Raw genomic sequence first — 13614 nt, forward strand, 5'->3', positions numbered from 1 at the left:
ATATTGTCATTTAATAGGTATTAGCCGCTTGCATGACTTGGAGCATATGCGATGTTTCTTTGACATCATGCACCCGAAGTATGTGCGCACCTTGTTGTGCGCATAATAACGCACCCGTGAGACTTGATGCTAGACGTTCATCAACTTTTAAGCCCAAAAGATGATCAAACATACTCTTTCGCGACAGCCCTGCTAATAATGGCAGTTCAAATTTTAAAAACTGTGAAAATTTGTTAACAAGCCGAAAGTTATGCTCCATGGTTTTACCAAAACCAAAGCCCGGATCTAAAATGATATTTTCCCGTTTAATACCAGCATTGATACATTCAGTGATGCGAGTATCGAGAAACTCGCATACTTCATCAATCACATCGACATAGTTTGGATTATCTTGCATGTTTTTAGGCTGTCCCTGCATATGCATAATACACACGGGAACATCGGCTTTAACCGCAACCTCTAGTGCGCCTTCTTCACTCAATGCCCGAACGTCATTAATTAAGTCTGCCCCTGCAGCAACCGCTTGTTTCATCACTTCGGCTTTACTGGTGTCGATAGAAATCCACACATTTGACACTTGACGAATAGCTTTGATAACAGGAATCACGCGCTTGAGTTCTTCATCAAGCGATACTAACGCGGCCCCTGGACGAGTTGACTCGCCGCCGATATCAATAATGGTTGCGCCATCATCAATCAATTGCAGCGCTTGCTTAACTGCAGCGTCTTGCTGGTTAAACTTACCGCCATCTGAGAAAGAATCGGGAGTAACATTTAATATCCCCATGATTTGCGGCTCGCTCAAATCTAGCGTCTTATCGTTATTACTAATTTTCATACTTTTACACACTCGTCGGCTCCACGCCGTCCCTGACTTGCTCGATAACATTTGTCCTGAACATCGCAGCTCCTTGCCGTCCATGGCATCACTGCATACCGTTCGTCCTGAACATAAAAAAAGCCCCGCTTGGGGCTTTTTAACAACCGTCATTAATTAAGACGGCGTATCTGTTGATGGGTTGCTAGGTTCAACACTAGGCTCTTTATCTGATTTCTCTTCAGACTTTTCACCTTTGTCGCCAGTGCTGCCCGTTGGCTTGTCAGAATCGTTGTTCGACCAATCAGCTGGTTCACGTACCGCTACGCGATCCATCAAGTCATCGATTTGACCAGCGTCGATAGTTTCGTACTTCATTAACGCGTCTTTCATGGCATGTAGAATATCCATGTTGTCGCGAAGAATTTGCTCTGCTCGTTCGTAATTACGATTGATTAGTTCACGAACTTCTGCATCGATTTCAACACGTGTTTGCGCAGAAATCTTTTGCTCACGCTGATACGGATCGCTCTCTTCTTCGGCGTAAAGTAATGGACCCATTTTTTCAGATAGACCCCATTGCGTTACCATGCGACGTGCAATCGCCGACGCACGCTCGATATCATTTGACGCACCAGTTGATACCTTATCGCTGCCGTAAATAATTTCTTCAGCAATACGACCACCGTATAGCGATGAAATGTTACTTTCAAGATGCTGTTTCGACTGACTAAATCTGTCTTGCTCAGGTAAATACATAGTCACACCTAGCGCGCGGCCACGTGGAATGATACTTACTTTATAAACAGGATCGTGATCTGGCACCATGCGACCAACAATAGCGTGACCCGCTTCGTGATACGCCGTCATTTCTTTCTCGGCGTCATCCATTACCATTGAGCGGCGCTCTGCACCCATAAGGATTTTATCTTTGGCTTTTTCAAACTCTTCCATGTTAACGATACGTTTAGTGCCACGTGCAGCAAATAGTGCCGCTTCGTTAACAAGGTTGGCTAAATCTGCGCCAGAGAAACCTGGCGTACCACGCGCGATAACGCTTGCCTTAACATCATCACCTAAAGGTACTTTGCGCATGTGAACGTTTAAGATTTGTTCGCGACCGCGAATGTCAGGTAAACCTACAGTTACTTGACGGTCAAAACGACCCGGACGTAATAATGCATCATCTAATACGTCAGGGCGGTTAGTCGCTGCGATAACGATAATGCCTTCGTTACCCTCAAAACCATCCATCTCAACTAGCATTTGGTTAAGTGTTTGTTCGCGCTCATCGTTACCGCCGCCCATGCCAGCGCCACGTTTACGACCTACCGCATCGATCTCATCGATAAAGATAATACAAGGGGCTGATTTCTTCGCCTGCTCGAACATGTCGCGTACACGAGATGCACCGACCCCCACAAACATTTCAACAAAATCTGAACCTGAAATCGTAAAGAATGGTACTTTAGCTTCACCAGCAATGGCTTTAGCAAGCAAGGTTTTACCAGTACCTGGAGGACCTACCATCAAGACGCCTGTTGGGATACGGCCACCAAGTTTTTGGAATTTTGTCGGTTCACGCAAGTAATCAACAAGCTCTGTAACTTCTTCTTTGGCTTCATCACAACCAGCAACATCAGCAAAAGTGGTGTTAACTTGATCTTCGCCCATTAATTTAGCTTTAGACTTACCAAACGACATCGCGCCCTTGCCACCAGCGCCGCCTTGCATTTGACGCATGAAGAAAATCCATACACCAATCAATAAGATCATTGGGAACCAAGAGATAAAGATCGAAGTTAGCATGCTCGATTCTTCAGGTGCTTGACCTTGTACCTTAACGTCTTTGGTAATAAGTTGGTTCATTAAATCTTTGTCGTACATAGGTACAACAGTAGTAAACTGCGAGCCATCGCGACGTTTACCGGTAATCACCTTACTGTTTTGGTCAACAGTGACTTGACTAATACTGCCGCGATCAACTTCTTTGACAAACGCTGAATAATCAAGCTTGTTAGCGCTGCTACTATCGGGACTAAACCCGTTAAAAACAGACATTAAAACTACAGCAATAACAAGCCACAGTATTAGATTTTTAGCCATATCACTCAATGTAATGACCCCTTTAAAAAATTAAAAAATAAGAACTGATAACAGGTTACTATACTTTATAGCCTGTCGCTACTATATAGACTTCACGAGAGCGATCTCGAGATGAGTCCGGTTTACGCGTTTTAACCACTTTAAACATAGACCGAATTTCTTTTAAATACGCTTCATAGCCCTCGCCCATAAATACCTTCACTGCGAAGCTGCCATTAGGGGCTAACACCTCGCGACACATATCTAGCGCTAATTCGACTAAATACATAGAGCTTGGTTGGTCGATAGCAGCGTTGCCGCTAAAGTTAGGCGCCATATCGGACAGCACAACATCGACCTTTTCATCACCCACGCGCTCTAATAATGCTTCGAGCACTTTCTCTTCGCGAAAATCACCTTGCAAAAAGGCAACACCTGGCAATGCGTCCATCGGCAAAATATCACAAGCGATAACTTGCCCTGCGTCACCGACCACCTTAGCGGCATATTGTGACCAACCGCCAGGCGCAGCGCCTAAATCCACCACCGTCATTCCGGGTTTCATTAGTTTGTCTTTGGTTTGAATTTCTTCGAGTTTAAATACAGCACGTGAGCGAAGGCCCATTTTCTGTGCTTTTTGAACATAGTGATCGTTAAAATGTTCTTCCATCCAACGATTACTACTCTTAGTGCGATTTTTCTTTTCGTGCTTCAATTTAACTTATCCAAATTAGATCTAGCTAATAGTATTAAGACGTTTATGGGGGTAAAATACACCTTTTCAACCCTAATAAAGTGAAATATCTACTAATGAATTTAACCAACAAGCAAAAACAACATCTAAAAGGCCTAGCCCATAGCCTAAAACCTATTGTTCAATTAGGTGCTAACGGTCTAACTGAAGGTGTTTTAGCGGAAATTGATAACGCACTTGCGCATCATGAGCTAATTAAAGTTAAAGTTGCTACCAGTGATCGCGAAATGAAAAAACTGATTATTGAAGCAATTGTTCGTGAGACTGAGTCTGTTAAAGTTCAAACCATTGGCCATGTATTAGTAATTTACAAGCCAAGCGAAGAGCCAAGTATCGTTTTACCGCGTTAATTAACGACGTGAATAAGACTAAAAGAGAGGCGATTTAATCGCCTCTCTTTTTATTTGTCGATTAGATTTGGATATAGGGTTTGATAGGTATCTAAAATGCTAGCGAGTGGCAAATCTGAATATTCACCGCGAAAGTTCAAATACTCCATGTGTTTATCCCCTGCCTTGTTAAACGGCAAAAATATCGAATCATCAACACCATTAAACTCCGCCGCATAAATGCCAAATTTATTACATAACCGCTGATTAAAGGCTGGTGTTGCTTTTACCCAGTGCCCTTTTAAATAAACCATGGCATAACTGTGCCAGTAAAAGATATCGCTACCCATTTTCGCCTGCAGCTTAGGTGTGGTGATATGATTCTTGACATCGGCATAACCAAGCACTGCAGGCACGCCAATAGCGCGGCAACAAGCGGTATAAACAACGGCTTTGTTAACGCACCAACCACGGCGTGATTCAATACACCTGCTAGCGCACAAGCCAGCAACTGATAAATCGATATGATGGGGGTTATAAGAAATCTTATCCCGCACCGCATAATACAAATTGAGCGCTTGCTCGAACACATCGCCTTCGCCGCGATATTTAGCGACAAAATCGACAACGCCTTGCGCGTCGTAATTTAGAAACTCGGTCGGTGCGAGGAAACTATTAGGATCGGATAAATCAAGGTTATTCATAAATACGGTTACATGTTGCGGATAAAAAAAATGCCAGCGATGCTGGCATTTTAACTCAGTAAAATGAAATTAGATGTATTCTACTTGAGTAATTTCAAATTCTTTCAGGCCACCTGGCGTTTCGACTTGAACTTCATCATCAAGCGATTTACCAATGAAAGCGCGAGCAATTGGCGAGCTAACTGAAATACGGTTGTTTTTAATATCGGCTTCATCATCACCAACGATGTGATAAGTCACTTCAGCATCAGTATCTAAATCAAGTGCCGTTACCGTTGAGCCGAAAATAACCTTGCCATTATTTGTCATCTTAGTTACATCAATGACTTGAGCATTTGATAATTTACCTTCAATCTCTTGAATTCGGCCTTCACAGAAACCCTGCTCTTCACGAGCTGCGTGATATTCCGCGTTTTCTTTTAAATCGCCGTGCTCACGAGCTTCCGCTATATCGTTTACAATTCGCGGACGCTCTACCGTTTTTAAATGCTCTAATTCTTCGCGAAGTGCCGCAGCGCCGCGCTCAGTCATTGGTACTAAACTCATAATATCTCTTACTTAACTCTTTGAAAGGCGTTATTTCACGCCACAAAATAATGAAGGCAATTGTAGAGGACACAAATGACAAAGGCAACCGCGAAGGGTTGCCTTTGATATTTACACTGTCAGCAGTGATTAGTCGGCTAACAACTCATCGGTTTTAGCCGCCATAATAAAGTCGTTCTTATGCAGACCTTTAATTGAATGGCTCCACCAAGTCACTGTCACTTTACCCCACTCTGTTAAAATACCAGGGTGATGACCTTCTTCCTCTGAAATAGCGCCAAGCTTATTGGTAAAAGCTAGTGCGTCTTTAAAGTTCTTAAACTTATAAACGCGCTCTAGTTGCATGATGTCATCGACGACAATCGGCGTCCAATCAGGGATCATTTTAATCAGTTGCGCTAATTCTTCATCGCTTACTTTCGGCGCATCTGCACGACAAGCTTCACAGTTTGATTCACTTAATTTCATAATCTTTCCTTAAAACAATTGTGCCGCTTAAGCGGTATTTTTCTTAGGTTCAAATTTAGGTGGCAATAAGCCCATTTCCATCGCTTGTTTAACTAATCCCATCAAATCTAGGTTAGTTAACTCAGTAAGATGCGCCAGATCTTCAATTACGAAATACTGCGGCTGCATAATATCAATGCGATAAGGTGTTCTAAATACTGTTAGCGGATCAAGCGGCGTAATTTCTGCCTCTTTGCGATACGCATATTGCGTTTCGCCCGGTGATGATAAAATGCCGCCACCAATAATTCGTAAACCATCATGGCTGCGCACTAGACCAAACTCAACAGTAAACCAGTAAAGTCTCGCTAAATATACACGCTCTTCTTTACTCGCCGCCAAACCCAGTTTGCCATAATGCTCAGTAAAGTTAGCAAAATGAGGATTGGTTAGCATGGCGCAATGACCGAATATTTCGTGGAAAATATCAGGCTCTTGCAAGTAATCAAGCTCTTCTTGGGTGCGAATGAAAGTCGCTACTGGAAATTTCTTTTCTGATAACAGACGGAAAAATTGCTCAAAACCAATTAACGCCGGAACCGGCTCTGTCGACCAGCCCGTAGCTTTTTGTAGAACTTGGTTAATTTCACTCAGTTGTGGAACGCGATCGAGCGGTAAATCTAACAGCTTGAGACCGTCTAAAAATTCTTGACACGCCGTATCATCAATCCACTTTAATTGACGGGTAATGAGTTGACGCCAGATATCGTTTTCACTCTCTGTATAGTCAATCACTCCGTGTTCATTGGGCAGCTTTGCTTTATATTTTGTTGTTTTACCCATTGGACAACCTATCGTTATTGAATCGGTAAATTCAATTAATCACAAAGTTGTAAACAGAGTCCAATATCAGAGGATGATATCAAGGTGTAAAGATGTAATGACAGGCGTACACTGAATGTATACGCCTTAAAACTAGGCCGTTTTTGCTAATTAAAGAAGATTACTTGGCGTCTGGATCTGCATTGACGATATTGCTAATAAAGTAGTATGCCATGTAGCCAGCAATACCGAATAAAATTAACAAACCGATGATAGAACCAACTGCTGCGTCGTTATTCATGATGAACTCATACCAATCCATAATTACTCTCCTGAAGTTTTCTTATTGACTTCATTTTATGGATTTAACGACAGCAAAAGCTGATTAAGATCAATATTAGTTTCTACTAATCCATTGTTCGAATCATAGCCTGATCTAGATCATTTATTAGATCTTCTACCTGCTCTAATCCCACTGAAATACGCAGTAGATTGTCAGAAATTCCTGCATCATTTCGCGCTTCAGGTGAATAAGTAGAATGAGTCATAGACGCAGGGTGTTGAATTAATGATTCTGCATCGCCCAAGCTCACTGCTACTTTGAACAATTTAAGGGAATCTGCAAATGATTTAGCAGTGTCTAAGTCACCGTTTAGCTCAAATGCAATCACGCCACCCGCACCGCGCATCTGAGAGCCGATAAACCGATGTCCCGCATGAGACACTAGCCCCGGATAATAAACGGTTTTTACGCCTTCATGAGCCTCTAACCATTGCGCGACTTGCTCAGCATTGTCACAGTGACGCTCCATGCGCACTGCTAGTGTCTTTAAGCCTCGTAAAATAAGCCATGCGTCGAACGGCGACATAGTGCCACCGATATCTTTTAACGTGGTGTGCTTAATTTGCGTGATGTGTTCTTCACTGCCACAAATAATACCAGCAACAACATCACCGTGACCGTTGAGATATTTTGTCGCACTATGGAGCACGATATCGATACCAAACTCCTGTGGCTGCTGTAAGTATGGCGTCAGGAAAGTATTGTCAACAATGGATAAAATTGCATGTTGCTTGGCAAAGTTTCCGATAAAGGTAAGGTCGTAAACCGCTAGGTTAGGATTAACTGGCGTCTCTAAAAATATCGCCTTGGTGTTATCGCGTTTGGCCGCTTCAATTTCATCGTGATTTGCCATATCGACAAAGGTCACTTCAATTCCATAGCGGGGAAACTGCTCGCTAAGTAATGCGAACGTACAGCCGTAAACAGCGTTAGATGCAATTAAATGATCGCCTTGCGACAACATAGCCATCAATACACCAGAAACTGCCGCCATGCCAGTGGATGTTGCTGCCGCCGCTTCCATTTTCTCTAATGCCGCCATTCGCTGCTCTAATTGAGTGACGGTAGGATTTGCCAAGCGAGTATAAATGTACCCTTGTTCTTCGCCTGCAAAGCGGCGACCGCCCTGCTCGCAATTGTCAAAGGCAAAGGTTGATGTTTGATATAAAGGCGTTGAAAGTGCGCCGTATTCATTGTCAGGATTTGCGCCAGCATGCACTAGCTGGGTATTAAAGTGTAAAGACTTGTCCATCAAGATTTCTCTTTCTTTATTGTTATTATTTAGCAGGCTTAATTTAAAGAGCCTAAGTCAGGTTAGATAGAATTGAAATAAAGCACAATCAATCAATAACTTTACAAGGCTATTTTCTTGTAATTTTTTATTTACATTAGCGCATAATCTCCCGTAAACAATAAACGTAAATTACCACGGTAATGACAGCTCTGGTAAATCAAGCAACTGAGAATGTATAACTTGATGCTCTTATACACTTCCTAATGCCCTAAACGCAAAAAGCCCGTCGTAATGACGGGCAATTCAAATGCTTTTCTAATCTGAGGGAAAAATTGGTGCTTATCGATTGGCCAATTTCTCTTTGCCATGTCTTTTTTCTAGCTGCTGCATGACCTGATAGCTCGCGTAACTGAGAGTGCAAAGCCTGGTGCTCTTACACATTTCCTAATGCCCAAAACGCAAAAAGCCCGTCGTAATGACGGGCTCTTCAAATGCTTTTCTAATCTGAGGGAAAAATTGGTGCTTATCGCTTGGCCAATTTCTCTTTGCCATACTTATGACTAGATGCTGCACGACTTGATAGCTCGCGTAACTGAGAGTGTAAAGCTTGGTTATTCCCTTAAACACGTAACAAGAATTAAATCCCAAATGCAAAAAGCCCGTCTTATCGACGGGCCTTTCAAATGCTTTTCTAATCTGAGGAAAAAATTGGTGCTTATCGCTTGGCCAATTTCTCTTTGATACGTGCTGCACGACCTGATAGCTCGCGTAAGTAGTAAAGCTTGGCTTGACGAACAAGACCGCGACGCTTAACTTCGATGCTATCAACTAATGGGCTGTGAGTTTGGAAAACACGCTCAACACCTTCACCGTTAGAGATCTTACGAACTGTGAATGCTGAGTGTAAACCGCGGTTACGAACTGCGATTACAACACCTTCATAGGCTTGTAGACGGGTACGGTTACCTTCTACAACACGAACCTGAACAACTACAGTGTCGCCAGGTGCAAAGCTTGGAAGATCAGTTTTTAACTGTGCATCTTCGATTGCTTGAATAATTGGATTTTTCATATCTTTCTCATTCCTAGAATAAACTGTACTCTTCTAACCTTTGTTTTTTTCAACAAAGCTTGCAAGGATATTCTCTTGCTGGTCAGTCAGAGCTAGGTTTTCAATTAAATCGGGTCGACGTTGCCAAGTGCGAATTAACGACTGCTCGGCGCGCCAACGTTTTATCTTTTCATGATTACCGCTAAGTAGTACTGAAGGTACTGACTCGCCATCTAAACATTCCGGCCTGGTGTAATGCGGACAATCTAACAAGCCATCGCTAAAGGAGTCTTGCTCGGCCGAAGCCTGCTTGCCCAATACACCGGGAACTAAGCGTGACACTGCATCAATCAATGTCATTGCTGGTAGTTCACCGCCGCTTAATACGTAATCGCCAATCGACCATTCTTCATCAACAAGTGATGTAATGATGCGTTCGTCAATGCCTTCATAGCGACCACAAATCAGAATAATCTTCTCATTTATGCTTAATTCGCTAGCCCCAGTTTGGTCTAAACGACGTCCCTGCGGTGACATATAAATGACTTTAGCGTCGCCACCAGCTGCTTCTTTTGCAGCTAAAATGGCATCGCGCAATGGTTGAACCATCATTAACATGCCCGGGCCACCACCATAAGGTCGGTCATCCACGGTGCGATGTTTATCATGGGTGAAATCACGAGGATTCCAACATTGCACTTGTATTAAGCCGTTTTTAACAGCGCGTCCTGAAACTCCTTGCTCGGTAATGGCTTTAAACATGTCGGGAAATAACGTAACAACGCCTATCCACATATTATTGTCCCACCGTCTTAGAAATCAGGATCCCAGTCCACTTCAATAAGGCGATTTTCTCGATCAATATTCTTGATCACATCACCGTCTACTAAAGGGATTAATCTTTCTTTTTTACCAAATCCATCACGTGCGTTCGCTTTAACTTGTAGCACGTCGTTCGAACCAGTTTCCATTAAGGCATCTACATGCCCAAAGTGGTAACCTTTAATGTTCTTCACTTCCATGCCAATCAGCTCACGCCAGTAGAAGTCATCGTCACCAAGTTCAGCAAGCTGATCTTCGTTAACGTAAATTTCCTGACCGGTTAAACGCGCTGCGTCATCGCGGTCTTCGACATGTTTAAAGCGTGCAATTACGCCTTTACCATGTAAGCGCCATTGCGCTACTTCTACTTCTTGTGACTTGCCATTGACAACAAGTTGCCAAGGCGAATAGTCGAAAATACTCTCGACCGATTCAGTATAGGTAGTAATTTTCACCCAACCTTTAATACCATAAGGTGCACCAACGCAACCCAATAATACTTTGTCGGTTTGACTACTCACTAGTTACCCTTACGCAGCTTTACGCGCGTCTTTAATTAATTTTGCTACGCGATCAGTAGTTTGAGCGCCTTGACCTACCCAGTGCTCTACACGGTCTAGATCTAAACGTAAAGTCTCTTCTTGGCCACGAGCCATTGGGTTGAAGAAACCTACTTTCTCAATGTAACGGCCGTCACGTGAACAACGACTGTCAGCTACTACTACCTGGTAGAAAGGACGCTTCTTAGCGCCACCACGTGCTAAACGAATGGTTACCATAGGTAAATATTCCTCTAAAGTGTTTGATATTAAACCGTTAATAAGTTGATTTAACATCAAAAGTGTTAATCTGAATGTTTTCTCAACCTCACTCTCAAAGCGCTACGCAAAAGCGTTTTGCATAAAAATAAGGCTAAATAGAACGCACCCCAGATTAGAAAGCTCGCAAATTATACGCGAATGAAGCGTTAGCGCAAGTTGTATTGATCACATAAAGACATAAAAAAGCCGCTTAAATCAGCGGCTTTTATAATTAATAACGCATTTTTAGCTATCTTGGTGGCATACCGCCAAAACCACCACCCATACCAGGTGGTAACATGCCCTTCATGCCGCGCATCATTTTCTGCATACCGCCTTTACCAGACATCTTCTTCATCATTTTCTGCATTTGCGTGAACTGTTTTAATAGTTTGTTCACGTCTTGAATCTGCGTACCAGAGCCTGCAGCAATACGACGCTTGCGAGAACCCTTGATGATATCGGGACGCGCGCGCTCTTTAGGTGTCATTGACGAGATAATGGCTTCCATTTGATCCGTCATCTTGTCGTTCATTTGGTTCTTAACAGCATCTGGCACATTACCCATACCCGGTAATTTATCCATCATGCCCATCATGCCGCCCATGTTCTTCATTTGCACTAGCTGATCGCGGAAGTCTTCTAAATCAAAGCCCTTACCTTTCTTGATTTTCTTCTCAAGTTTCTTGGCTTTATCAACGTCAACTTTGTGCTGAATGTCTTCAATAAGTGATAGAACATCACCCATACCCAAGATACGCGATGCAACGCGATCAGGGTGGAATGGCTCTAGCGCGTCAGTTTTCTCACCAACACCTAAGAATTTAATTGGCTTGCCAGTAATGTGACGAATAGATAGTGCCGCACCACCGCGTGCATCACCATCGGTCTTAGTTAAGATAACACCCGTTAATGGCAACGCATCATTGAAAGCCTTTGCAGTATTGGCAGCATCTTGACCCGTCATAGCATCAACCACGAATAGCGTTTCTACAGGATTGATAGCGCCGTGTAGGTCGATGATTTCATCCATCATCTCACTATCAACATGCAGGCGACCCGCAGTATCGACAATGACTACATCGATAAATTTCTTTTTCGCATGCGCAATCGCTGCATTGGCAATATCAACTGGCTTTTGTGAAATATCCGATGGGAAGAATTCAACTTCCACTTCGCCCGCTAGCGTTTCTAGCTGCTTGATTGCCGCTGGACGATAAACGTCAGCACTCACTACCAATACAGATTTCTTTTCGCGCTCGCGAAGGAATTTAGACAGTTTACCAACAGAGGTGGTTTTACCCGCACCTTGTAAACCTGCCATCATAATAACCGCAGGTGGCTGCGCCGCTAAATTAAGGGCTTCGTTAACTTCACCCATTGCCGCTTCAAGTTCTGTTTGTACAATTTTAACAAACATCTGACCCGGGCTAAGGCTCTTAGAGACTTCAACACCAACAGCACGCTCTTTAACTTTCTTGATAAATTCGCGAACAACAGGTAATGCAACGTCAGCTTCTAATAACGCCATGCGCACTTCGCGCAGCGTTTCTTTAATATTGTCTTCGGTCAAACGGCCACGGCCACTGATATTTTTCAGCGTGGCGGAGAGGCGATCGGTGAGGTTTTCAAACATAGGAAAATAAACCGTATAAATAGCATTTCAAAAAATTGCCGCCATTATAGCCTGCACTAACCAAAAACAGCTAGTGCTAGAGTGAGATAACTGACGACAAATCAAATTAGCTAAGTAGCGATTGGTAAATAAATACCCTAGTCCATCAACTTATATTGCTTTCCCTTCATGTCGCCACGGGTGTATGACGGAGCAGACTGTTGAAAATCAATTAAGAGTATTTCGCCTTGCTTGCCCTTTTTAATCGAGGTATCAATGGCGATGACTTTGTCATTATGGTGTGTTTCGACTTTATCCATAGAGGTATGCCCCACCACAATGCGCGTCGCTTGAAGTTTATTCAGGACTTTGTCGACATCATCTTGGCTTAATAAAGGATCGAGAAAATAGCCGCGATACCAAATCGGTCCAGTGCGACCAAAAAGTGTTTTGGTTAATGGCTGCTCTTTTAACGAATTACGTGATTGACCAATGGCTTGGCGAAATATTTTATTTGCCTGCTCTAACGAAATATCTAAATCGGTAAAATCGCTGTGGATACCGCCATGTAAAAACACATGCCCATTAATATTAATGACCGTCGATTTACTGCGTAGCCAACGACCCAATACCGTATTCTCGTTAAACAGAGTTTTTAAATCAACATTCATGGCGTTAAGCGTGTGCTTATATTTGTCGTGGATATAACGCTCATCACCACGCAACACCATATATTCATGATTGCCCAATAAATAATGAACCTTACCACCAGCAGCACTAGCCTGTTGCTCAAGGTTATAAACAAGCCATAACGCCTCAGTGACCGTATCACCACGGTCGAAAATATCGCCAGTGATCACTAGATGTCCTTGACCAAAGGACCAATTGAGCTTGTCGTCAATAACACCGTTTTGATTTAGCAATTGCTTAAAGATATCAAATTGACCGTGAATGTCGCTAATAGCAGCGATTTTACTCACGTTGTAAAACGTGTCATTTCGATTAACTGGATACATTGAATCAGGGGCAATTGAACCCTGATAGCTCGCTTTAACATGAGTTCCTTCAACAATATTATGTTGTATTAATGACTTTTTCTTATGATCGTCAATCAAATAGGGTCCATCAGAATATTTGGAAATATCCTCAGTAGACACTTTCGTTAACCCATACGCCAACGTGCATAAAGCCAATACACAAACGCCTGCAACTATTCGTAGCAACATAAAACAACCTAAATCAAAT

Annotated in this window: 16 protein-coding genes; 1 reads left to right on the forward strand and 15 read right to left on the reverse strand. The window is 42.9% G+C overall.

The annotated features are described in order from the left end of the window. Positions 1-10: 10 nt before the first annotated feature. From folP to rlmE, 3 genes are all read right to left on the reverse strand, one after another. Entirely contained in the window at positions 11-838 is an 828-nt protein-coding gene (folP, locus tag MHM98_RS11505; protein WP_239439416.1) for a dihydropteroate synthase, read from the reverse strand. Positions 839-994: 156 nt separating this feature from the next. Further along, positions 995-2932, reverse strand: a complete 1938-nt coding sequence (gene ftsH / locus MHM98_RS11510) for an ATP-dependent zinc metalloprotease FtsH (RefSeq protein ID WP_239439418.1) — start codon at positions 2930-2932, stop codon at positions 995-997. A gap of 49 nt (positions 2933-2981) precedes the next feature. Beyond that, on the reverse strand, positions 2982-3617 hold the full coding sequence (gene rlmE / locus MHM98_RS11515) for a 23S rRNA (uridine(2552)-2'-O)-methyltransferase RlmE (RefSeq protein WP_275441532.1): 636 nt from the start codon (positions 3615-3617) through the stop codon (positions 2982-2984). Positions 3618-3712: 95 nt separating this feature from the next. Here rlmE and yhbY point away from each other — a divergent pair, with 95 nt between their 5' ends. Further along, the gene (gene yhbY, locus MHM98_RS11520; RefSeq protein ID WP_239439420.1) at positions 3713-4006 is read left to right on the forward strand and encodes a ribosome assembly RNA-binding protein YhbY; all 294 of its coding nucleotides are present in this window, start codon (positions 3713-3715) and stop codon (positions 4004-4006) included. Positions 4007-4056: 50 nt separating this feature from the next. Here the strand turns inward: yhbY and MHM98_RS11525 are convergent, their stop codons facing one another. The 12 genes from MHM98_RS11525 to MHM98_RS11580 all read right to left on the reverse strand — a co-directional run bounded on the left by MHM98_RS11525 (position 4057) and on the right by MHM98_RS11580 (position 13484). After that, on the reverse strand, positions 4057-4689 hold the full coding sequence (locus tag MHM98_RS11525; protein WP_239439421.1) for a transglutaminase family protein: 633 nt from the start codon (positions 4687-4689) through the stop codon (positions 4057-4059). Positions 4690-4758: 69 nt separating this feature from the next. Further along, the gene (greA, locus tag MHM98_RS11530; RefSeq protein ID WP_239439423.1) at positions 4759-5235 is read right to left on the reverse strand and encodes a transcription elongation factor GreA; all 477 of its coding nucleotides are present in this window, start codon (positions 5233-5235) and stop codon (positions 4759-4761) included. A gap of 129 nt (positions 5236-5364) precedes the next feature. Next, positions 5365-5703: a 4a-hydroxytetrahydrobiopterin dehydratase gene (locus MHM98_RS11535; protein ID WP_239439424.1), complete on the reverse strand. Its 339-nt coding sequence runs from the start codon at positions 5701-5703 to the stop codon at positions 5365-5367. 27 nt (positions 5704-5730) lie between these two features. After that, positions 5731-6525, reverse strand: coding sequence for a phenylalanine 4-monooxygenase (gene phhA, locus MHM98_RS11540; RefSeq protein ID WP_239439426.1), 795 nt, complete (start codon positions 6523-6525; stop codon positions 5731-5733). Positions 6526-6685: 160 nt separating this feature from the next. Then, entirely contained in the window at positions 6686-6826 is a 141-nt protein-coding gene (locus MHM98_RS11545) for a hypothetical protein (protein WP_239439427.1), read from the reverse strand. A gap of 85 nt (positions 6827-6911) precedes the next feature. Further along, positions 6912-8099, reverse strand: a complete 1188-nt coding sequence (gene megL / locus MHM98_RS11550) for a methionine gamma-lyase (RefSeq protein WP_239439428.1) — start codon at positions 8097-8099, stop codon at positions 6912-6914. Between the two features lie 697 nt (positions 8100-8796). Next, a complete protein-coding gene (gene rplS, locus MHM98_RS11555; protein WP_239439429.1) occupies positions 8797-9153 on the reverse strand; it encodes a 50S ribosomal protein L19 in 357 nt (118 codons plus the stop codon). A gap of 33 nt (positions 9154-9186) precedes the next feature. Next, entirely contained in the window at positions 9187-9927 is a 741-nt protein-coding gene (trmD, locus tag MHM98_RS11560; protein ID WP_239439430.1) for a tRNA (guanosine(37)-N1)-methyltransferase TrmD, read from the reverse strand. 17 nt (positions 9928-9944) lie between these two features. Then, positions 9945-10475, reverse strand: coding sequence for a ribosome maturation factor RimM (gene rimM / locus MHM98_RS11565; RefSeq protein WP_239439431.1), 531 nt, complete (start codon positions 10473-10475; stop codon positions 9945-9947). Positions 10476-10484: 9 nt separating this feature from the next. After that, positions 10485-10733 carry a 30S ribosomal protein S16 gene (gene rpsP / locus MHM98_RS11570; protein ID WP_239439432.1) on the reverse strand — a complete coding sequence of 83 codons (249 nt, stop codon included), beginning with the start codon at positions 10731-10733 and terminating at the stop codon, positions 10485-10487. A 271-nt stretch (positions 10734-11004) separates the two neighbouring features. Beyond that, complete coding sequence (gene ffh / locus MHM98_RS11575; protein ID WP_239439433.1) at positions 11005-12390, reverse strand: signal recognition particle protein; 1386 nt, start codon at positions 12388-12390, stop codon at positions 11005-11007. A 137-nt stretch (positions 12391-12527) separates the two neighbouring features. After that, positions 12528-13484 carry a metallophosphoesterase gene (locus MHM98_RS11580; RefSeq protein WP_239439434.1) on the reverse strand — a complete coding sequence of 319 codons (957 nt, stop codon included), beginning with the start codon at positions 13482-13484 and terminating at the stop codon, positions 12528-12530. Positions 13485-13614 lie beyond the last annotated feature (130 nt).

Source organism: Psychrobium sp. MM17-31 (assembly GCF_022347785.1).
In the GTDB taxonomy this organism is placed as follows: domain Bacteria; phylum Pseudomonadota; class Gammaproteobacteria; order Enterobacterales; family Psychrobiaceae; genus Psychrobium.